The sequence below is a fragment of the Streptococcus sp. 2100 genome (assembly GCF_013276335.1).
Classification (GTDB): domain Bacteria; phylum Bacillota; class Bacilli; order Lactobacillales; family Streptococcaceae; genus Streptococcus; species Streptococcus pseudopneumoniae.
The window spans coordinates 1-17,780 of record NZ_VMKV01000084.1; the positions used below are offsets into that span (position 1 = coordinate 1).

At 38.2% G+C, this 17,780-nt stretch carries 30 protein-coding genes, 1 tRNA gene and 1 pseudogene; 10 read left to right on the top strand and 22 right to left on the bottom strand.

The annotated features are described in order from the left end of the window. Positions 1-65: 65 nt before the first annotated feature. The 12 genes and pseudogenes from HT669_RS11580 to HT669_RS10015 all read right to left on the bottom strand — a co-directional run. Positions 66-400, bottom strand: a pseudogene (locus tag HT669_RS11580) (site-specific integrase); the annotation flags it as partial. 1 nt (position 401) lies between these two features. Further along, the gene (locus tag HT669_RS09965; protein ID WP_001257560.1) at positions 402-776 is read right to left on the bottom strand and encodes a HepT-like ribonuclease domain-containing protein; all 375 of its coding nucleotides are present in this window, start codon (positions 774-776) and stop codon (positions 402-404) included. Then, a complete protein-coding gene (locus tag HT669_RS09970; protein WP_000263130.1) occupies positions 757-1,071 on the bottom strand; it encodes a nucleotidyltransferase domain-containing protein in 315 nt (104 codons plus the stop codon). The genes HT669_RS09965 and HT669_RS09970 overlap by 20 nt, the downstream gene beginning before the upstream one ends. 45 nt (positions 1,072-1,116) lie before the next feature. Then, on the bottom strand, positions 1,117-1,278 hold the full coding sequence (locus HT669_RS09975) for a type II toxin-antitoxin system RelB/DinJ family antitoxin (protein WP_000077979.1): 162 nt from the start codon (positions 1,276-1,278) through the stop codon (positions 1,117-1,119). Between the two features lie 89 nt (positions 1,279-1,367). After that, positions 1,368-1,745: a type II toxin-antitoxin system HicB family antitoxin gene (locus HT669_RS09980; protein WP_000921491.1), complete on the bottom strand. Its 378-nt coding sequence runs from the start codon at positions 1,743-1,745 to the stop codon at positions 1,368-1,370. Positions 1,746-1,802: 57 nt separating this feature from the next. Next, on the bottom strand, positions 1,803-1,991 hold the full coding sequence (locus HT669_RS09985; RefSeq protein ID WP_001131503.1) for a type II toxin-antitoxin system HicA family toxin: 189 nt from the start codon (positions 1,989-1,991) through the stop codon (positions 1,803-1,805). Between the two features lie 272 nt (positions 1,992-2,263). Next, a tRNA-Arg gene (locus HT669_RS09990) sits at positions 2,264-2,335 on the bottom strand. 40 nt (positions 2,336-2,375) lie between these two features. Further along, positions 2,376-2,723: a 50S ribosomal protein L19 gene (gene rplS, locus HT669_RS09995; protein WP_001068669.1), complete on the bottom strand. Its 348-nt coding sequence runs from the start codon at positions 2,721-2,723 to the stop codon at positions 2,376-2,378. Between the two features lie 118 nt (positions 2,724-2,841). Continuing rightward, positions 2,842-3,171, bottom strand: a complete 330-nt coding sequence (gene crcB, locus HT669_RS10000; RefSeq protein ID WP_000237406.1) for a fluoride efflux transporter CrcB — start codon at positions 3,169-3,171, stop codon at positions 2,842-2,844. Beyond that, the gene (crcB, locus tag HT669_RS10005) at positions 3,165-3,539 is read right to left on the bottom strand and encodes a fluoride efflux transporter CrcB (protein WP_000712082.1); all 375 of its coding nucleotides are present in this window, start codon (positions 3,537-3,539) and stop codon (positions 3,165-3,167) included. The genes crcB (HT669_RS10000) and crcB (HT669_RS10005) overlap by 7 nt, the downstream gene beginning before the upstream one ends. Further along, positions 3,536-3,802 (bottom strand): chorismate mutase, encoded by a 267-nt coding sequence (locus HT669_RS10010; RefSeq protein ID WP_000362492.1) that lies wholly within the window; start codon positions 3,800-3,802, stop codon positions 3,536-3,538. Before HT669_RS10010 ends, crcB (HT669_RS10005) begins: the two co-directional genes overlap by 4 nt. A 115-nt stretch (positions 3,803-3,917) precedes the next feature. Beyond that, entirely contained in the window at positions 3,918-4,361 is a 444-nt protein-coding gene (locus HT669_RS10015; RefSeq protein WP_000241950.1) for a flavodoxin, read from the bottom strand. Between the two features lie 103 nt (positions 4,362-4,464). On the opposite strand from HT669_RS10015, the gene HT669_RS10020 reads away from it, so the two are divergent. The 4 genes from HT669_RS10020 (at position 4,465) to HT669_RS10035 (ending at position 6,549) form a co-directional block, all read left to right on the top strand. Further along, positions 4,465-5,400 (top strand): bifunctional oligoribonuclease/PAP phosphatase NrnA, encoded by a 936-nt coding sequence (locus HT669_RS10020; RefSeq protein ID WP_054388226.1) that lies wholly within the window; start codon positions 4,465-4,467, stop codon positions 5,398-5,400. A 95-nt stretch (positions 5,401-5,495) separates the two neighbouring features. Continuing rightward, entirely contained in the window at positions 5,496-5,738 is a 243-nt protein-coding gene (locus HT669_RS10025; RefSeq protein WP_000710764.1) for a type B 50S ribosomal protein L31, read from the top strand. Positions 5,739-5,915: 177 nt separating this feature from the next. Then, on the top strand, positions 5,916-6,200 hold the full coding sequence (locus HT669_RS10030) for a type II toxin-antitoxin system RelB/DinJ family antitoxin (protein ID WP_050208398.1): 285 nt from the start codon (positions 5,916-5,918) through the stop codon (positions 6,198-6,200). Then, the gene (locus HT669_RS10035; protein WP_023936126.1) at positions 6,190-6,549 is read left to right on the top strand and encodes a type II toxin-antitoxin system RelE/ParE family toxin; all 360 of its coding nucleotides are present in this window, start codon (positions 6,190-6,192) and stop codon (positions 6,547-6,549) included. Before HT669_RS10030 ends, HT669_RS10035 begins: the two co-directional genes overlap by 11 nt. Positions 6,550-6,683: 134 nt before the next feature. Here HT669_RS10035 and tatA read toward each other — a convergent pair whose 3' ends face one another. The 6 genes from tatA to HT669_RS10065 all read right to left on the bottom strand — a co-directional run bounded on the left by tatA (position 6,684) and on the right by HT669_RS10065 (position 11,792). Continuing rightward, positions 6,684-6,854, bottom strand: a complete 171-nt coding sequence (gene tatA, locus HT669_RS10040) for a twin-arginine translocase TatA/TatE family subunit (RefSeq protein ID WP_000512107.1) — start codon at positions 6,852-6,854, stop codon at positions 6,684-6,686. Further along, complete coding sequence (gene tatC / locus HT669_RS10045) at positions 6,838-7,569, bottom strand: twin-arginine translocase subunit TatC (RefSeq protein ID WP_000375159.1); 732 nt, start codon at positions 7,567-7,569, stop codon at positions 6,838-6,840. The genes tatA and tatC overlap by 17 nt, the downstream gene beginning before the upstream one ends. Next, on the bottom strand, positions 7,570-9,258 hold the full coding sequence (locus HT669_RS10050; protein WP_172922253.1) for an FTR1 family protein: 1,689 nt from the start codon (positions 9,256-9,258) through the stop codon (positions 7,570-7,572). It abuts the gene before it with no gap. Continuing rightward, positions 9,233-10,447: an iron uptake transporter deferrochelatase/peroxidase subunit gene (gene efeB, locus HT669_RS10055; protein ID WP_119943626.1), complete on the bottom strand. Its 1,215-nt coding sequence runs from the start codon at positions 10,445-10,447 to the stop codon at positions 9,233-9,235. Before efeB ends, HT669_RS10050 begins: the two co-directional genes overlap by 26 nt. A 5-nt stretch (positions 10,448-10,452) precedes the next feature. Beyond that, on the bottom strand, positions 10,453-11,325 hold the full coding sequence (efeO, locus tag HT669_RS10060; protein WP_172922254.1) for an iron uptake system protein EfeO: 873 nt from the start codon (positions 11,323-11,325) through the stop codon (positions 10,453-10,455). Between the two features lie 107 nt (positions 11,326-11,432). Further along, positions 11,433-11,792, bottom strand: coding sequence for a hypothetical protein (locus HT669_RS10065; protein WP_007284914.1), 360 nt, complete (start codon positions 11,790-11,792; stop codon positions 11,433-11,435). 162 nt (positions 11,793-11,954) lie between these two features. On the opposite strand from HT669_RS10065, the gene HT669_RS11435 reads away from it, so the two are divergent. The 3 genes from HT669_RS11435 to HT669_RS10075 are packed head-to-tail and all read left to right on the top strand — an operon-like array spanning position 11,955 to position 13,804. Next, complete coding sequence (locus HT669_RS11435) at positions 11,955-12,086, top strand: SPJ_0845 family protein (RefSeq protein ID WP_000268686.1); 132 nt, start codon at positions 11,955-11,957, stop codon at positions 12,084-12,086. Then, positions 12,087-12,992 (top strand): permease, encoded by a 906-nt coding sequence (locus HT669_RS10070; RefSeq protein WP_000123618.1) that lies wholly within the window; start codon positions 12,087-12,089, stop codon positions 12,990-12,992. After that, positions 12,989-13,804: a TIGR03943 family protein gene (locus HT669_RS10075; RefSeq protein ID WP_000617844.1), complete on the top strand. Its 816-nt coding sequence runs from the start codon at positions 12,989-12,991 to the stop codon at positions 13,802-13,804. The genes HT669_RS10070 and HT669_RS10075 overlap by 4 nt, the downstream gene beginning before the upstream one ends. A 129-nt stretch (positions 13,805-13,933) precedes the next feature. Here the strand turns inward: HT669_RS10075 and HT669_RS10080 are convergent, their stop codons facing one another. The 4 genes from HT669_RS10080 to HT669_RS10095 form a co-directional block, all read right to left on the bottom strand. Beyond that, positions 13,934-14,650: an alpha/beta hydrolase gene (locus tag HT669_RS10080; protein ID WP_172922255.1), complete on the bottom strand. Its 717-nt coding sequence runs from the start codon at positions 14,648-14,650 to the stop codon at positions 13,934-13,936. 3 nt (positions 14,651-14,653) lie between these two features. After that, positions 14,654-14,965, bottom strand: coding sequence for a hypothetical protein (locus HT669_RS10085; protein ID WP_172922256.1), 312 nt, complete (start codon positions 14,963-14,965; stop codon positions 14,654-14,656). Positions 14,966-15,077: 112 nt separating this feature from the next. Then, positions 15,078-15,257, bottom strand: a complete 180-nt coding sequence (locus HT669_RS10090) for a hypothetical protein (RefSeq protein WP_000216060.1) — start codon at positions 15,255-15,257, stop codon at positions 15,078-15,080. Between the two features lie 12 nt (positions 15,258-15,269). Beyond that, positions 15,270-16,142 (bottom strand): DUF4300 family protein, encoded by an 873-nt coding sequence (locus tag HT669_RS10095; RefSeq protein ID WP_000749590.1) that lies wholly within the window; start codon positions 16,140-16,142, stop codon positions 15,270-15,272. A gap of 437 nt (positions 16,143-16,579) precedes the next feature. Here HT669_RS10095 and HT669_RS11585 point away from each other — a divergent pair, with 437 nt between their 5' ends. The 3 genes from HT669_RS11585 to HT669_RS10110 all read left to right on the top strand — a co-directional run bounded on the left by HT669_RS11585 (position 16,580) and on the right by HT669_RS10110 (position 17,557). Continuing rightward, the gene (locus HT669_RS11585; RefSeq protein WP_138702510.1) at positions 16,580-16,789 is read left to right on the top strand and encodes a hypothetical protein; all 210 of its coding nucleotides are present in this window, start codon (positions 16,580-16,582) and stop codon (positions 16,787-16,789) included. A 24-nt stretch (positions 16,790-16,813) separates the two neighbouring features. Then, positions 16,814-17,008, top strand: a complete 195-nt coding sequence (locus HT669_RS11590) for a S24 family peptidase (RefSeq protein WP_007284915.1) — start codon at positions 16,814-16,816, stop codon at positions 17,006-17,008. Positions 17,009-17,290: 282 nt separating this feature from the next. Then, positions 17,291-17,557, top strand: a complete 267-nt coding sequence (locus HT669_RS10110; RefSeq protein ID WP_080564667.1) for a tyrosine-type recombinase/integrase — start codon at positions 17,291-17,293, stop codon at positions 17,555-17,557. Positions 17,558-17,780: the final 223 nt, after the last annotated feature.

A 17,780-nucleotide genomic window follows, 5' to 3' on the forward strand; every position in this document is an offset into this window, starting at 1 on the left:
TTACGAATGAATTTGATTGTTGGTATTATCAATCATGAACTAGGATTCTAGTTTTGCAGGAAGTCTAATAAATATAAACCGTAAATATGCCTGCCTGCTTTTGCTATCATGGTTTGGCTACCTATCCCAAGTTCGGATAAAAATACTTTCAAGTATTTATTCAATCCATAATTTGTAGAAAGTTTATACCTTCTATCACAAGAGACCAAATCATATTTCTTTAATTCTTCACGATTATAAAGAACCTTATCTTGTTCCTCTTTCAATGCATCCAATACAGATATTAAATCTTCATCAATAATAATTTCTCTTATGGAAGTATTCGTTTTTTGAGGAATAAAATTTGTCGATTTCTAGCAAATCTTCCATACGTTTTTAGAGTTTCTCTTTCATTTTCTATTTTATAATTCACCTTCTAATTCTCTTATAATCGAGTGTAAAGATTCTTTAGTTTTGGGAACAGATTCCTTCAATATACCCTCTATAATTTTAAAATTTAAGTTAGAATAATTATGATAAATAAAATTTCTAAAACCTTTTATCTGAGTCCAGTTTATCCTATCTGAATACTTCTGTTTTACTTCCTCTGATAATTTGCCTAACGATAACTGTTCTCCTACCTGTCCTAAATTCATAGCGATAGAATCAACTACCATATCATCATCTAAAGGTAAATTATATCTTCTTGCTTTATACAAAACAGCATCGGCCTTATCAAGATATAAAACCATATCCTTCAAATATGCTATATCAGTTTCAAGAGATTGACTTCTCATAAATAACCTCTCTATCATTCAAAAAATTTTTCTTGACTAACTTCCCAATGTTTGTTTTTGGAGAAAGTAAATCACTAACCAATAGAATATCTATATTACCATCAAAAATAGTCAAAAGTCTACCATATACATCAAAATATATAGAATCATCCTCTAACTCCAAAGCAATATCAACATCACTTTTCCCATCAGCTTCGCCCCTAGCATAAGAGCCAAATAGATAAATTTTAGATAAATCATATTGTTTAGCAACAGGAACAATTTTTTCCTTTATCTGATCTATTGTATAAACCATAACCGAACCCCTTTAGATTATATCTATCCACACTTTTATTTCACCTTACTCAGAATCAAGTTTAACTTCAAAAGGAATACTTCTTGTCAACACACTTTGCTTCAAAAATAACTTCACAGCAGTTGACATATCCAACCCCAACTCATTAAAAATCGCAGTCGCTTCTTTTTTCAATTCATCATCTACTCTTACAGCAATTTGTGACATAGCATTTCTCCTTTTCTTCTTGTATATCTATTGTATCACTTTTACCAATACATATCAAACTTATTCCCTAATAAATACAGTCTTTAAATTTAAACTTGCAACTTCTGCTCTAATGCTTGTGCCAAAACTTCTGAATAGTTAATCTTTTCTCGATCAGCAAGACGAACTAGCCATTCAGGAACGGTCACGTTCTTTCTAATCGCCTTGTTACTTCTCACAAAAGGCGCAGGATCAACTTGAATCATTGATACAAAACCATCTGAAACTTCAATCTTTAAAATATCACTTGGAGTAGGCAACGCCATCCCTTCATCGATATAAGAAGCTAAAACATTTTCAAGCATTTCTCGAGCATTTTTCATCGCTTCTTCGATATTTTTTCCTTCTGTACCACCACCAAATTCTGGAAATTCTACCCAATATCCTGTTCCTTCTTTATGAAAAATAGCTGGATACGTTTTTAACATTCTACTACCCCCAACATTCTACTACCTCTGATGTAAAAAGACTTAGGAAAGTAAAAATTACAATCCTAAATCTTTGAGAATCTTTCTCTCCAATCCCTTTCCCAAATCTTCATTTCCATGAACTGGAATCGTGACAAGATAAGAAAAACCCTCTTTCTTAAAATGATGATGACTTCCTCTTTGACGAACTTCAACCCATCCATTCTCAAGAGCTAGTTTCACCATTTCTTTACCTGTAAGTGGCATATATATTCGTTACCTCCTTACACTTACTATTATACGCATTATGTGTATAATAGTCAAATTAAAACAAACCACTTTTTCTCAATAACTACAAAATAAAATAGACCAGCTTCCTGATCTACTTTATTCTATATTCATTGACTTTTGGTCAAATTTTGGTCACACTTTTGTCAAAGATTCCAAAAATACTAACCTATTTTAAAAAACTAAATTGTGATGATTGCCTACAAATAAACACTTTGAATATTCTTTATGTTTCTTTACGCTTCTTATTATGCCCCCTGCAGGAATCGAACCTGCAACTACTCCTTAGGAGGGAGTTGTTATATCCATTGAACTAAGGGAGCTAGATAAAAACTCTGCTGAAAAAGCAGAGTTTTAGTCGAATTAACGACGGATTTCTTTGATACGAGCTGCCTTACCTTGAAGAGCACGCAAGTAGTACAATTTCGCACGACGTACTTTACCGTAACGAACAACTTCGATTTTTTCAACACGTGGAGTGTGGATGGGGAAGATACGCTCAACACCTACACCGTTAGAGATTTTACGAACTGTGTAGTTTTCTGAGATACCAGCACCTTTACGTGCGATAACAACACCTTCAAAAATCTGGATACGTTCACGGTTACCTTCGACAACTTTCGCGTGTACACGAACAGTGTCACCAGGACGGAATGATGGGATATCTGTACGAAGTTGACCTTCAGTCAAGCTTTGGATTAATGGATTCATTTTATTCTCCTATCTTTGTCAATCTTGAAGAATCTTCCTCAGCGGATAAACTGTATTTTTGTGCGTCCATTACACACAAGATACAGTTTACCAAATTTCCACAAAAAAGTAAAGAAATTTATAGCAGAATTCCTAAAAAAATCGCAATCAAACCACCGAGGTAGGTCAAAGCTAAATAAGAATAAAATCCCTTCCTATCACTTAACAATCTTTGGAGTTCGTCATTCAAGGTCGAAAAAGTTGTCAAACCTCCACAAAATCCTGTTGCTAAAATAGCATAGACTTCCTTAGACTCCACATGATTGTAGAATAATCCAATTAAAAAACAACCTAGAAGATTGACTATGAGCGTTCCGAGGGGCAATTTAGAAGTTTGATTATAGCGGGAAAAGAAATAGCGCACTAAAGCTCCGAAACCACAAGCAATTGCAAGATAGACGATTACCATTTCTTCCTCCCTAGAAAATAAGCTAAGAGTAGGCCTCCACCGATGCTCAAAAGCAAATACAGGACTAAACTAAGATAACGCCCTGTATCAAGCAGCTTCACAGTATCAAGCATTAGGCTGGAAAAAGTTGTTAAACCTCCACAAAAGCCCGTCCCTAGTGCTAAAATCAAGCCCTTACTAGTCCCCTTATAGACCAGATATCCCTTGACAAGATAAATCAAGCAGAAAATTCCCAGATAGTTGACAAAGAGAGTGCCCCAAGGAAAGTCTGGACTGGCTGATAACCAAGTAGAAACAAGGTAGCGCACAAGTCCGCCCAACATAGCAGCTATAAAAATGCCTAGCGGATAAAATTGTTCTTTTTTCATTTGATATTCTGATTCTGATAATCACGCGAACGTTTGAGTATGTCCGAAAAAGTCGCGACAATAGTTTCCTGATAGCGCTTATCTCCTACACGACTTCTAACCTTTTCAAAAATAACCGCTTCTCTCTTGGTATCTAAAATCGGTTTACCTGAAGCTTTCTTATAGGCAACTACACCCTCAACCAAATGCATTCGTTCTTCTAAGAGCTTGACGATTTGGTCGTCGATTTGATCAATTTCTTGACGAATACTATCTAAATCCATACAGTCTCCTCCTTTATTTGAATTATTGTATCAAAAAGCCACCAAATAGGCTAGTAAAATCCTAACTCACGATAAGAAAAATGCACTGATTGATTACATCAGCGCACTTTTATACTTATCCTACTTTAGCAGCCAATTCTTCTGCGAATTGTTCCAAGCGCTCAATGTCTTCTTCCTCAGCAGAGAGATCAACTTTAACACATTCTGAACCTTTTTCTGCTCCTGTCGAAACAAAAACACGATCAAAGTCATCAACAGCCTTACAGAATTCATCGTAGAAGGTATCTCCTGAACCAACCACTCCGTAGATTTTGCCATTCAAGTTGAGATCTGCTAGGTCTTCGTAGAAGTCCATCATCTCATCTGGCAATTCTCCATCACCATAAGTATAGGTCGCAACGATAGCGATGTCTGCTTCCAAGAAGTCTGAAGCATCAACAGTTGTACATTCATCAACATCAACATCCAAGCCCAAGTCACGTAATTTGTCTGCTACAATATCTGCAATTTCTTCGGTATTACCGGTCATACTGGCAAATACAATTTTTGCTAATACCATATCGTCCTCCTCAATTTATCTTTCTCCATTATATCACATCTTTTTCATTTTAAAAATAAAAATTCTTGTGCTACAATGAAATGAGAAAGAATTGAGGTTATTTATGGAAATTTGCCATCAAATTTTAGAAAAAATCAAAGAATACGACACGATTATCATTCATCGTCATATGAAACCAGACCCTGATGCCTTGGGAAGTCAGGTGGGTTTGAAAGCTCTTCTCAAACATCATTTCCCTGAAAAAACCATCAAAGCCGTTGGTTATGATGAACCAACTCTAACTTGGATGGCTGAGATGGATCTTGTTGAAGATAGTGCCTACCAAGGTGCCCTTGTCATCGTCTGTGATACAGCTAATACTGCTCGTATCGATGATAAGCGCTATCGTCAAGGTGATTTTCTCATTAAGATTGACCACCATCCAAATGATGATGTATATGGTGACCTATCTTGGGTGGATACTAGTTCAAGCAGCGCTAGCGAGATGATTACTCTATTTGCCCAAACAACCCAACTGGCCTTGTCAGATCGAGCTGCTGAGTTGCTCTTTGCAGGAATTGTTGGTGATACAGGTCGCTTCCTCTACCCTTCTACCACTGCACGGACTCTTCGTCTGGCTGCCTATCTAAGAGAACAGAACTTTGACTTTGCGGCTCTCACTCGCAAAATGGACACTATGAGTTACAAAATTGCTAAACTTCAAGGCTACATCTACGACCATCTGGAAGTGGATGAAAATGGTGCAGCGCGAGTTATCCTGAGTCAAGAAGTCTTGAAACAATTTAATGTTACCGATGCTGAAACTGCAGCCATTGTCGGTGCACCTGGACGCATTGATAGTGTTAGTCTCTGGGGAATTTTTGTGGAGCAGGCTGTTGGCCACTACCGCGTTCGCTTACGCAGTAAAATTCATCCTATCAATGAAATTGCCAAAGAACATGATGGTGGAGGCCATCCTCTAGCAAGCGGTGCTAATTCCTATAGCCTAGAAGAAAACGAAATCATCTACCAAAAGTTAAAAAACTTGCTTAAAAACTGATAAAATACTTGCCAAACTTTTCAGAATCTGATAGACTAGTATGGTAACAATCTATGGCTCGCAAAGAGACCATGGCAGAAAGGAAATATTGCAAAATGAAAAAAGATATCCATCCAGAATATCGCCCAGTTGTCTTCATGGACACAACTACTGGTTACCAATTCCTTAGCGGTTCAACAAAACGCTCTAACGAAACAGTTGAGTTCGAAGGTGAAACTTACCCATTGATCCGTGTGGAAATTTCATCAGACTCACACCCATTCTACACTGGACGTCAAAAGTTCACTCAAGCAGATGGACGCGTGGATCGTTTCAACAAAAAATACGGTCTCAAATAATGATAAAAAGACAGCTTCGGCTGTTCTTTTTTGTTTCTTGAAATCAACTGCTGTTTTCATGTTCCAAACTAAAAAAACTTTACACTCTCGATAGTTTCTAGAGTACAAAGTTTTCTCTTGCCTAAAAAATATAAAAGATATATACTAGCTATATATAGTATAGATTGGAGATATACCATGACGACATCACTTACTAAGCAATACAATTTTAAAATCAATGAGTCATCAATGGAACAAGCTAGAGCTATCATCAAGGAAAAAGGAATGACTATGACGGATGCTATTAGTCTTTTTATCGAGCAGATTGTTCTCGAACAGGATTTACCAATAAAAACTGCAGAAGATATACATCGTGAGCGATTGATTCAGGAACTACAAGCCCAATCTGAACGCTCCTTAAGAGAATACGAATCCGGACAAGGAACTTCCCTAGACAATATGAGGCTACGATATGGCTTATAAAGTGAGTCTTTCTACTGAAGTGAGTCAGGCAATTGACAATATCCATGACTACATTACTACTGTTCTTTTATCACCTCAGTCTGCTAAGAATACTGTAGCCAGAATTTTAGACGGCTTAAAAAGTTTAGAAACTTTTCCTGAAGCTGGCTTTGATGCAGATGAAAAAATCGGACTAAAAATCAACAGTAAGTACCCTACGCGAGGAAAAATTATCGGTCAGTATATCTTGCTTTACTTTATCGACCAGACTCAAAGAACTGTTTTTCTTTCCCACTTATTTCACACCAAAAGTGACTATGTTACCTTGCTCCAAAGCAAAAATAACAAAAACTCAAAATCATCATTTTAATGTCCACCACTCTCTTAATAACCTTGTACTTATAAGGAACACAGTCTTCATTTTAACTAAAAAATAAAAAAACTTTGCACTCTAGCTAGCCACGCGATGGCTTCCAGAGTACAAAGTTTTTTATTAGACAAGGTTTAGTCTTCCTTATCTTGATTTTCAGCTCCTTTAACTGCTTTTTTAAATTCAGATAGCATTTTACCGATTGACTCGCCTAGTTCAGGCAATCGTTTTGGTCCAAATATCAAGAGAGCTCCTAAAACGATGATAATCAATCCTGGTGCTCCAATATCACGTAAGATTCCCATTCCTCTCTCCTTTCTGCTTGCGTTTCATAATGTGTTTGCTAATAGCAATACTTAATTCATAGAGTAATATCAAGGGGGCAGTCATTGCCAAATCGCTGACAAAGTCAGCTGGTGTTAAGATGACTGCGAGTACCAATAAGATAAAATAGGCATATCGGCGATAAGCAGTCAATAATTCTGGTCCAATGAGTCCAATCGACGTCAAAAAGGCAATGATAACTGGCAATTCAAAAATCAGAGCCAAAGGCAAGGTCGTTTGAAAAACAAAAGACAGATAATTTTGGGCGGTTAACTGCGTTTCAAATAGACCTTCTCCCAACCCTAATAAAACCTGAAGTAAGGCCGGTGTTACAAAGTAAAAACCAAAAGCCAGTCCAACTAGAAAACAAAGGAAACTAGCTGGAATATAGGCAAAGACAGCTCTAGCTTCTTCCTTCTTTAAACCGGGTTTAATGAAAGACCAAATATGATACACCGTGTAAGGCAAGGTGATAGTAAAGGCCATCAGACTAGCCAAACGTATGTAAATCCATAAAATATCATTAGGCCCTAAAACAATCAACTTTTGCTGAAAAGATTGGGTCACATACTGGTAAATCTGGTCTGCAAACAGCAGAGAAGCAGAGAATACCAAAAAGAAACAAATGACTACTGCCAATAGTCTCTTTCTAAATTCTACCAGATGTTCAACGATTGTCAATTCTTTTCTATCCATTTATTTTTCACCCTGTCTAAAAGTGACAATCAAGACAATAATAACAAAGACTAGCTGGCTAACCAAGCCTTCCCAACTTGGATAAATTCCAAGCAAGTCGATCGTTGGAAAGCCTGTCACTAAGTGATTTGGTGCCATATTGGTCAACTGAAGAGCATGGATACTAACCCCCAGCATCTTGAAGGCTAGGGCATAAATCATCCAAGTCAGGATAAAGAAGACCTTATGTGGCAGGAAGAATTGACTGGCCTTGTTCATCACAAGGGCAATAATTACCAGAACCAGCAAGGCAAGTGAAATTCCCAAGACAAATTCAAAACTGGAAATTCTTGGTAAAATCCCAACATAAAAGAGAATGGTTTCTGCTCCCTCACGGAAAACAGCTAGAAAACTGAGGGCAAACATGGAAATAAAGGAGCCTGTTTTGGTCACTGTTTCCATTTGTGACTCCATAAAGGTATTCCATTTTTTGACCGAGGATTTGCTGTGGAGCCAGATTCCAATCAAAATCATCATAGCTACTGCAAAAATTCCCACTGCTCCTTCGATGATTTCACGATTGGAGCCTGATGTTACTGCTGGAAAGGCAATTTGCAGGATAAAAGCAATAAGGAGACTAGCCATGATTCCAGTGATAGCACCACCATAAACCCACTTGAGTCCCTTTCGCATCTTGGCTGCTTTCAAGGTCGTCACCAAGGCCATGACGATTAAGAGAGCCTCTACCCCTTCTCTCAGGAGAATCAGCATGGCATCAAAGGCATTATAACGTGCGCTAGTATCAATTTGTGATAAATCTGCAATCAGTTTTTCTAATTTTTCTTGGTATTCCTTCTCACTTCCCTTGACCATAATCACAGGGCTTTCACTTTCCACTCGAGTATAGAGGGAAGGATTGGTCGTGCTAACAGAACCTTCAATCGTTGGCCAGATAGTAATAAATTCCTTCATACTGGCTGCTCCTGATGCTTGGTCACCAGCTTGGAATTGTTCCAAAGCCTTTGTCAAAAGGGCAATGCCGTCTTTGAGACTTAAATCAGAAGATGCTTCTGCAACTTCTTTTCCACTCACAAAATCATCAATAGCCTTTTTTAAGTCCTCAAAGGAAGTCTGGATGGAGTTGAAATCTGTAGGCTCGGTTTCCATGCTACTACGCAGGAAGGAAATAGCTGTTTCAACACGTCCATAATGAGCTGTACTATTGTCACGAACCACACTTTCATTGATGGTCCAAGTGGAATTCATTTTCTTAAAGGCCTCTCGAACTTTTTCCAAATCTTTGGAGGCAATGGCCTGCTCTAAGGCTTCAAAACGAGGACTTAGACGGTTGACCAATTTTTCCTTTTCCGCATCTAGGTCAACAGGATTTTGTTCTTTTTCAAAAGCTAATAAGGCTGAAGAAATTTCGGTAAGTTTGTCTTCAGTAATCTCACCTGACTGGGCTAGCTTTTCCTTAACGACTTTACCAGCCTCAGAATTGCTGTCTTTTACTCTCTCGAAATCTGATGCCATCTCTTTAACGAGTTTCTGAGCCTCAGACTGACTCCCATTTTTGACCGCTTTAGAAGCATCTGTGATTTTCACAAAGTAAAAACTCAGACTTTCTTGGGCACCTACTGGGGAAAGAATTAAAAGTGACAAAGCTAAAACTAGTAACCAGCTTTTAGCCTTCCAATAATTTCTGACCAATGTAGCCCCCTTTCTCCACACCACCAAAGCAAGCAAAGAGTCCACTACCGATGTGAGTGATGTATTCATTCATCTTATCAGTAGCGCCTAGATTGGTTTGAACCTTGACAAAGTTATCAGGATCCTTCTGGAAAGAAATAAAGAGCAAGCCCGTATCAAACTGGCCAGTTTTTTCATCAATTCCATCAGAGTAAGAATAAGAACGACGCAAAAGCGGCTTGTCCACTTCCTTAGCCAAACGAACATGCGAATCATCAGGCAAAAGACTCAAATCCACTTCATCAAACTCATTTTTCTTACCGAAAGGGGCACCACTTTCCTTGTAACGACCAAAGGTATTTTCTTGTTCTTCAAGACTAGTACGATCCCAAGTTTCTAAAAACATCTGAATCCGACGAACTGCCATATAAGAACCATTTTCCATCCAGTCCTTACTATCAGCCCAAATGACGCGGTCAAAGTCTTTCTCCTTGGTTGGATTTGCTGTTCCATCCTTAAAACCAAAGAGGTTACGCGGAGTCTCCATTCGATCCCCGATAGCTGCAAAACCAGACTGACTCCAACGAAGGGTCACGGCATTTCTCCCCTTACGGATGAGATTGCGAATAGCGTGAAAGGCAACCTGCTCATCATCTGCACAGGCCTGGATGACAATATCTCCACCAGTATATTTTTCACGCAATTGCTCTTTAGGAAAAGGCGGTAAATCCCTGAAAACTTGAGGACGCTTGTTTTCCAAGTTCATCTTTTTCAAGAAACTGGCAGAGACACCAAAAGTCAGCGTCAAACGATGAGGGTTGAGCCCGACTGTCTCACCAGTATCACTCGGAGGCAAGAGAGCATTCTGGCCATCTTTTTTGACCAATTCCCCCTCAACCAACTTGGCACTATAATCCGTCCAATCCTTGAATAGCTGGATAATCTTATCTCTATCCGTCGTATGCAGGTCCAAGACAACAAAATAGATATTCTTTTGCATGGGCGTACTAATCCCAGCTTGATGCTTGCCATAAAAAGCAATTTTTTCATTTCCGTACGAGATTTTTTCCTGACTTCCTAGCTTAGGTGCGAAAAAAGCAGAAGCACCAGAGAGTCCTAGCGCTAAACCAGCCCCTCCAATCCCTGCTTTTTTTAGAAATTCTCGACGGTCCATTTTCTTCTCAAAAAACTTTTCGTCTTTTTCAGTCATGACTCTTATTCTCCACTAAGAAATTTACCCATTTGTGATAGAGGCTCACCAAGTTTTGTCACAGCTTCTGACAATTCTTTGGTATCTTCTGTTGTCAAATCTGTATAGAGCTTGTAGTGTTCCTTGTCGGTCTTGTGTTTGTCCAACAAATCATTGACAGACTTGAAGTCCGCTTCCAATTCTTTAACTAGGTTAGCGTCTGATTTTTCAAGCAAAGGTTTAAAGAGTTGGAAAATCTTCTCAGCTCCCTCGATATTGGCACGGAAGTCATACAAGTCTGTATGAGAATAAATTTCCTCTTCCCCTGTAATCTTACTTGTTGCAACTTCGTTAAGCAAGTCGACTGCCCCAGTCAGCATAACCTTGTAGTCCACATCAACAGTTGCAATCTTGGCTTTCAATTCCTTGATATCATTGACCAACTGATCACCATAGCTTTCAGTTCCTTTAGTTGTATTGTCTTCCCAAAGGATACGCTCAATACGGTGGAAACCTGACCATCCCTCTTCTGTCTTGTTTTCGTCCATATAGTCTGCCAAACGGAAGTCAATCTTGACATCTGACTCACCAAAACTTTCAGCAATTGGTTCTGAACGCTCATAGGACATACGAATCAGTGGATAAACCTTCTTAGCTTCTTCTAACTTGCCTTCTTTCAAAAGTTTGACAAAGCCTTCTGTATCTGTCAACAGTTTATCGATTTGCTCTTGCACAAAAGTCTTATAGTCAGCAGTGGCCTTATCAAGCATTTTCTGCTTGTCTTCAGACAAGGCTGTCACCTTGGACGAATCACTCGTATTGCTTGGCTTAGATTGGTTATTAGCACAAGCTGTCAATAGCAAGGCTGAAGATAAAAGGACAAAACCTAGTTTTTTCATTGTATACTCCTATCGGTTCAGGAAACCTGAATTCATTTTACGTTTCATTATACTATGTTTTTTCTAATCTGTCAATAAATTTTCAGACAATTTAATGTTATGTTTTCTCAATCTACCAGACTTAATACGACTTTGTAACTTGTAATCTTGTAAACGATACATGGTCGGAACATAAAAGAAATCACCACTTTTATGTAACTTAATCGCAACTTAATCGCAACAAGAACATTATTATCAAATCTTTTTACATATTCAAAACTGGCGTCTTTCTCTCGTGGATTGATGCCGACGAAATCTGGGTTCCTTAGTATGAGTTCCAGGTCTTCAATATGATGAATCACATCATTGTGATGGCCTTTTATCATATGACTTCTCAAACCGTCTTTGTTGACCTTTATGTCGCTCGCTTCAAGAACAATATCAAAAATTTCTTTTACTTCATCGGTAATCTGACCGATTTTTTTCATGATCCATAATTTCCTCCGTTATTCCACAACTATTATATCACAATCATAGTGTATATCAGGATATATCAAACTCTATTATTCGTTAGATACTCAATTTTAACTTTTCCCTTTTCCTCAAAATAATAGTATAATAGAGGTAGAATTTAGAATCGAGGTACACCTATGGCTGTAAAATTTACAAAACGAGACGACTTGGACAAGATGTTTGAAGAGTTTGCTAAACTCCCAGATTTGAAACAAGTCACTTTCCCTGATGACAAAGAGAAAAAAGCCAAAGCAGAAAAGAAAAGCTAGATGACTGCTTTCCAACAACTCCCATCTAGTGTACTTCAAACTGGAGCCATTTTTCTCTCCATTATCATTGAAGCCCTCCCCTTCGTTCTGATAGGAAGTATTGTCTCAGGGCTGATTGAGGTCTATATCACACCTGACAAGGTTTATCATTTTCTCCCTCGAAATCGTTGGGGGAGAATCTTTTTTGGCACCTTCGTCGGGATACTTTTTCCCTCTTGTGAATGTGGGATTGTCCCCATTATCAATCGTTTTCTGGAAAAAAAGGTTCCCAGTTACACGGCCGTTCCCTTTCTTGTGACAGCACCTGTTATCAATCCCATTGTTCTTTTTGCGACCTATTCTGCCTTTGGCAACTCCTTCCATGTCGCCCTATTACGAGCTCTGGGTTCCATTCTTGTAGCTGTAATACTAGGAATTTTTCTAGGATTTTTCTGGCAAGAACCGATTCAGAAAGAAAATCGTCTGACTTGTCATGAGCATGATTTTTCTTACTTGAGTTCTGCAAAAAAAGTTTTTCAAGTCTTTGTGCAGGCCATTGATGAATTTTTTGATACGGGGCGTTATTTGGTATTTGGCTGCCTCTTTGCTTCTATAATACAGGTCTACGTTCCGACTCGGATTCTGACCTCTATCAGTGCGACCCCTCTTTTTGCCATCCTGCTCTTGATGATTTTATCCTTTCTTCTTTCGCTCTGTAGTGAGGCGGATGCCTTTATAGGTGCTTCTCTTCTCTCGAGTTTCGGTTTGGCTCCAGTTCTGGCCTTTCTCGTCATTGGCCCAATGCTGGATATCAAAAATATTCTCATGATGAAAAATTACTTGAAAGCACGATTTATTAGTCACTTCATTACGATTGTGACTCTGGTCGTTTTAGCCTATTCTCTCTTGATTGGAGTCATCCTATGATTCGATTTTTAGTTTTAGCTGGCTATTTTGAACTGACTATTTACCTCCATCTGTCGGGCAAACTAAACCAGTACATCAACATGCACTATTCCTATCTGGCCTATATCTCCATGGTGCTTTCCTTTATTTTGGCAATTGTTCAACTGTATATCTGGATGAAGCAAGTCAAAACCCACAGTCATCTGAACAGCCGATTGGCCAAGATGACGAGTATTTCTCTTCTGGCTATTCCACTTGTCATCGGCTTAACTTTCCCAACTGTTAGCTTGGATTCTCAGACCGTTTCTGCCAAAGGCTATCATTTCCCCCTATCGGAAGGAACGGATCTGGCCATTCAGACAAGCGAAGGGACGACAAGCCAATATTTGAAACCAGATACCAGTTCTTATTTTTCAAAATCAGCCTATGAAAAGGAAATGCGAACGGCGGCGGATAAATACTTGTCCCAGGATAGCATTCAGATCACTAATGAAAACTATATGGAGGTCATGGAGGCTATCTACGACTATCCAGATGAGTTTGAGGGCAAGACAATCCAGTTTACAGGCTTTGTCTATAACGACCCCAGTCATGCCAATAGTCAATTTCTGTTCCGATTCGGCATTATCCACTGTATCGCAGATTCTGGTGTCTATGGATTGCTGACCAAGGGAAATACCCGGCAGTATGAAAACAACACTTGGATTACGGCCAAAGGAAAACTGCTCAATCACTACCATAAAGAACTCAAACAAAATCTCCCAACCTTGGAAATCGACAGCTTTACAAAAGTCGATAAACCAGAAAATCCCTATGTTTATCGAGCTTTTTAAGAAAATCAAGATAAAAACGAACAAGTTCTCTTCTGAATGACAGAAAAGAGCCTGTTCGTTTTTTTTGTTATATGAGAATTAGTGACTTGTAGATTTTCATCTTATACCATTTCAAGCCATACAAGCAACTCAGTGAGAATAAGAGAACCACTCATTAATCATACTAGCGATTTTTTTGGGTGCTTGAGTATAAAGCTCATGGCCAACGTTTTCTAGAAAAATAGTATCAAAATAATCTGGTAATTCTTTTAGTGTTTCCTCTCTCCATGTAGCTTCATTAGGATAGCGAGGACTAATAAACAAGGTATCTCCCACTTCTCTCTTAAAAGCTTGTATTTTTCTCCGTAAGCGGAGTATCGCTTCTATATTTTCATAATTTATAGCCAACTCATATCTATTATACTCAGAATTCCAGTGATAGGACTGCCTTACGGCTTTCTCCATATTTTCTGACCAATGCTTTGCTTCAGATTTTTCTTTAGAAATAAGAAGAGCTAAGTCCGAAACGATTTGAGATTTGATATAATTTTTAGTTTCCTCTAACTCTGTATCTAAAGGTAAAATCTTATCTAAATCTAGATAGCCACCATCCAAAAGAATCAGTTTCTTCACTTCTTGAAATTCCGATGCGAGATAACGAGCCAAATCTCCTCCAAGAGAATGGCCTATCAGACAGATAGATTCTTCCTCTTCTATCGATTTTTTAAACCATGATTTCAATTCTGTTTCATCTCGAAGATGCTTTTCATAAGGATTTAGAAAATAGACCTGCGAATCTAGTTCTTGAAGAAGATCCTTGCTATGATAGACATTGCTTCCCAAACCGCCAATAAAATACATTTTCATTCTCTACTTAATACTATGCTTATTCATCTTTTGTTCAAAGATAGTTGTGATAATCTGACGTAATTCTTCTCGTTCTTTTTCTGGAATCTCACCACTTGTTTGAGCTGCAGCGTAGAGTTCAAGGTGTTCGATTGAAATGCGTTTAATCGTACGTGTCGTAGCATGTTTTCTGACGAAAAATGGGATTCGCTTAATCAAGTCTTGTGGGACAAGCGCAAGAATCTTCTCAGCAGTTTCCTTGTCACTAATCTTAGACGTCGTCAGCCCATTCTTTATCATTTCCTGTTCTTTTTCTGTAAAATCTTTTAATTCCATCTGATTAGTCCTCCTATTTTCTCTAAGTTAAATTATATAGCAATCTGGATAAAACTACAAATGGACTATCTGGAAATAGGTGCAATACTGTAAAGACGAGTCTGTTCTTTAATTATAAATCTTCCTCCTCAGTCACTTCCCATACTTCTGATTGATAGCCATTCCCATCAATATCGTATCTTTGGATATAGCCAATAAATGTTTCATTTTTTCGTGGTTTCTGGCTATTAACGATTGAAATAACCCACCAACTCATCAAAAATAGAAATAAAAGTCCTAGGATTACTGTCATATCATACCACCATTAAAGTTTAACCCACTTATCATTATCCATGATAAAAGGCTGAGCCAGTCCCTCGCCTGTATAATCCGCATACTTGGTGCCTAAATACTTGTAACAATCTTCCTTGCTGGCAAATTTAATCGCTTGGTAGGGCTCTTCGAAAGTCAATTTCTCTACAAATAAGAAACCGTCATCAGCCGGTACTAAGACTCCAACGTGGCCTACAAACAGATACTCACCATCCAGATTGTCGTGCAAGACTACAGATAGCATTCGAGCTTTGTCGTTGAATTGAAATTGGGAGAAGAATGTTTCCATCTTTTCAGCGTGAACCTTGACATCCGTCGTTGCCTCAGTTGGAACTCTCGAAAATAGAATATCAAACTCTTCCTTATCTTGTGAATCAAAGACCTTCCCCTTATCAATCGCATCGTTATCTAGGAAAAGCAATTGATCATTCTTATCAAGTTTTGGAATGGTGACTGAATTTTTCAAAAGACAATAACTATTGATACGGCAGTTGGTTCCAACAAAATCACCCTTCTTTTGATTCCAGAGATGACTGATTTTTTCAACATCGTATTCTGTGTGAGTAAAGGAAGTGAAATCTCCTGATAAGCCAGTTGAGCCGACAATGGTATTGTAATCATTAACGAGATTAAAAAAGGCATCAACACTATTTGGATCCAAGTGAGCTGATAAGAGAGATTTGACCTCTTCTGTACTTACCTGATTGTTTAGGTTGGTGTATGAAGCTTTCCATGGAACTTTCGTTGAACTACTTTGCCTTTGACTCGTCCCATTCGAAGTTGTAGCATCTTGCTGACAAGCTGCCAAGCCTAAAAACAAAGCTGAACAGATTCCTAATATGGCTAATTTTCTTGATTTCTTCATCTTTTTCTCCTAAATGTCTTGGATTAAAGTTTCTTTAACTACTGATTTACAGATATTGATTACTTTCTCATTTAATATGCTCATCGTCTTTCCCTCCGATTTGTTTTTTTGTTATTTCCTTAAGCTTGATTTAATTATAATAGGCGTTTCGTGCTCTGTCAACAATTTTTTTACGAAAACACAACAAAGTTTTCATTTTCGTGGATTTCGTGTTATGCTTTACTTATAAAAACAGAAAGCGATTTCATTCGTGGATAAAGAAGAGATTGCGATTGTTACATGCGAAAAATAAAACAATATAGACTAGTAATGGTTGGACTCAATAAGAATTGAGTACTAAGATTGGTATAAGTAAAAACACCCTTGGAAACTATGAAAAAAGGGGTAGGTCTACTAAGAAAAATACTATATTTGACTTAGTTAAAGTATTCAGTAGCTTGATTGATGTCCTCTTTCCTCCAGTTCAAAAGGATTCTCCTAGCGATATCCAATCTATCTACGACCAACGGGCATCACCCAGACAAGGTAAAGTACTGACCTATGCCGATAGGCAACTGTATGAGAAGAAAAACGATGATAAACGAAGTATCGCAAAAATCATCAGACTGGACGACTACAGACAGACTACTTACTCTCGTGTTAGGTAGTTTATCTCTGCAGGTAGCCGCTCGATGCAGGACGACAATTTAGATATGGAGTTTCCATTCTATGAGGATGAAATCCCAGACGACTACGACGCAATCGCTTATGTCGTCAGCAAGTCCATGGAGCCAAAGATAAGAAACGGCAACTACCTATTTATCAAGAATCCCCCACAGATTGACTATAATACCATCGTCATCTTCCAAGTAGACGGTGCTAACTAGGTCAAGAAACTTCGCCAAGGCTACCTCAAAAAACTCAATCCCGAATACCCCGACATCTGCCTAGACGAAAGCAACCGTATTCGCACCATCGGAAAAGTTGTCAGGCTGTATAGGGAGAATTAAAAAAGAGGGAGAATGACGATATAAAACAAACAGATTTTAAAAGATTCGAAAAACTTTGAAAAAGTTCATTCTACATTTCAAAAAAAGAATAAGTGACCTAAAGCAGATTATATTTTGTTAAACAATAGTGATATGTAAATTTAGAGAAAGGCATTTAAGATCACTTTTCAAAAGGCAAATACTAAACTAACGAAACCGATAAACCAGCCCCTTAGTTCCCATATTTTCAGGCACACACTCCTTAGTACACTAGCTGAGAAGAATATCCCATTAAAAGCTATAATGGTTAGAGTGGGACACAAAGACGCTAAAACAATAAATAACATCTACACTCACGTAAGTAAAATAATGGAGCAAGCTGCTTTGGAGGTTTTAAATACCATATCATTAAATCGAAAATATATCAGATCGAATCTAGACAAGTAGATTGCGATTGCTAAAACATTTGTAGAAATTCATTTGACTTTTCTAATCAATTTGTGCATATCTTATTTCATACTCAATGAAAATCAAAGAGCAAACTAGGAAGCTAGCCGCAGGTTGCTCAAAGCGCTGCTTTGAGGTTGTAGATAGAACTGACGAAGTCAGCTCAAAACATGGTTTTGAGGTTGTAGATGAAACTGACGAAGTCAGTAACCATACCTACGGT

Excerpts from the sequence above, each read along its gene's own strand:
- HT669_RS09965 (WP_001257560.1), bottom strand. The coding sequence starts at position 776 with ATGAGAAGTCAATCTCTTGAAACTGATATAGCATATTTGAAGGATATG.
- HT669_RS09970 (WP_000263130.1), bottom strand. The coding sequence starts at position 1,071 with ATGGTTTATACAATAGATCAGATAAAGGAAAAAATTGTTCCTGTTGCT.
- HT669_RS09975 (WP_000077979.1), bottom strand. The coding sequence starts at position 1,278 with ATGTCACAAATTGCTGTAAGAGTAGATGATGAATTGAAAAAAGAAGCG.
- HT669_RS09980 (WP_000921491.1), bottom strand. The coding sequence starts at position 1,745 with ATGTTAAAAACGTATCCAGCTATTTTTCATAAAGAAGGAACAGGATAT.
- HT669_RS09985 (WP_001131503.1), bottom strand. The coding sequence starts at position 1,991 with ATGCCACTTACAGGTAAAGAAATGGTGAAACTAGCTCTTGAGAATGGA.
- rplS (WP_001068669.1), bottom strand. The coding sequence starts at position 2,723 with ATGAATCCATTAATCCAAAGCTTGACTGAAGGTCAACTTCGTACAGAT.
- crcB (WP_000237406.1), bottom strand. The coding sequence starts at position 3,171 with ATGGTAATCGTCTATCTTGCAATTGCTTGTGGTTTCGGAGCTTTAGTG.
- crcB (WP_000712082.1), bottom strand. The coding sequence starts at position 3,539 with ATGAAAAAAGAACAATTTTATCCGCTAGGCATTTTTATAGCTGCTATG.
- HT669_RS10010 (WP_000362492.1), bottom strand. The coding sequence starts at position 3,802 with ATGGATTTAGATAGTATTCGTCAAGAAATTGATCAAATCGACGACCAA.
- HT669_RS10015 (WP_000241950.1), bottom strand. The coding sequence starts at position 4,361 with ATGGTATTAGCAAAAATTGTATTTGCCAGTATGACCGGTAATACCGAA.
- HT669_RS10020 (WP_054388226.1), top strand. The coding sequence starts at position 4,465 with ATGGAAATTTGCCATCAAATTTTAGAAAAAATCAAAGAATACGACACG.
- HT669_RS10025 (WP_000710764.1), top strand. The coding sequence starts at position 5,496 with ATGAAAAAAGATATCCATCCAGAATATCGCCCAGTTGTCTTCATGGAC.
- HT669_RS10030 (WP_050208398.1), top strand. The coding sequence starts at position 5,916 with ATGACGACATCACTTACTAAGCAATACAATTTTAAAATCAATGAGTCA.
- HT669_RS10035 (WP_023936126.1), top strand. The coding sequence starts at position 6,190 with ATGGCTTATAAAGTGAGTCTTTCTACTGAAGTGAGTCAGGCAATTGAC.
- tatA (WP_000512107.1), bottom strand. The coding sequence starts at position 6,854 with ATGGGAATCTTACGTGATATTGGAGCACCAGGATTGATTATCATCGTT.
- tatC (WP_000375159.1), bottom strand. The coding sequence starts at position 7,569 with ATGGATAGAAAAGAATTGACAATCGTTGAACATCTGGTAGAATTTAGA.
- efeB (WP_119943626.1), bottom strand. The coding sequence starts at position 10,447 with ATGACTGAAAAAGACGAAAAGTTTTTTGAGAAGAAAATGGACCGTCGA.
- efeO (WP_172922254.1), bottom strand. The coding sequence starts at position 11,325 with ATGAAAAAACTAGGTTTTGTCCTTTTATCTTCAGCCTTGCTATTGACA.
- HT669_RS10065 (WP_007284914.1), bottom strand. The coding sequence starts at position 11,792 with ATGAAAAAAATCGGTCAGATTACCGATGAAGTAAAAGAAATTTTTGAT.
- HT669_RS11435 (WP_000268686.1), top strand. The coding sequence starts at position 11,955 with ATGGCTGTAAAATTTACAAAACGAGACGACTTGGACAAGATGTTTGAA.
- HT669_RS10070 (WP_000123618.1), top strand. The coding sequence starts at position 12,087 with ATGACTGCTTTCCAACAACTCCCATCTAGTGTACTTCAAACTGGAGCC.
- HT669_RS10075 (WP_000617844.1), top strand. The coding sequence starts at position 12,989 with ATGATTCGATTTTTAGTTTTAGCTGGCTATTTTGAACTGACTATTTAC.
- HT669_RS10080 (WP_172922255.1), bottom strand. The coding sequence starts at position 14,650 with ATGAAAATGTATTTTATTGGCGGTTTGGGAAGCAATGTCTATCATAGC.
- HT669_RS10085 (WP_172922256.1), bottom strand. The coding sequence starts at position 14,965 with ATGGAATTAAAAGATTTTACAGAAAAAGAACAGGAAATGATAAAGAAT.
- HT669_RS10090 (WP_000216060.1), bottom strand. The coding sequence starts at position 15,257 with ATGACAGTAATCCTAGGACTTTTATTTCTATTTTTGATGAGTTGGTGG.
- HT669_RS10095 (WP_000749590.1), bottom strand. The coding sequence starts at position 16,142 with ATGAAGAAATCAAGAAAATTAGCCATATTAGGAATCTGTTCAGCTTTG.
- HT669_RS11590 (WP_007284915.1), top strand. The coding sequence starts at position 16,814 with ATGCAGGACGACAATTTAGATATGGAGTTTCCATTCTATGAGGATGAA.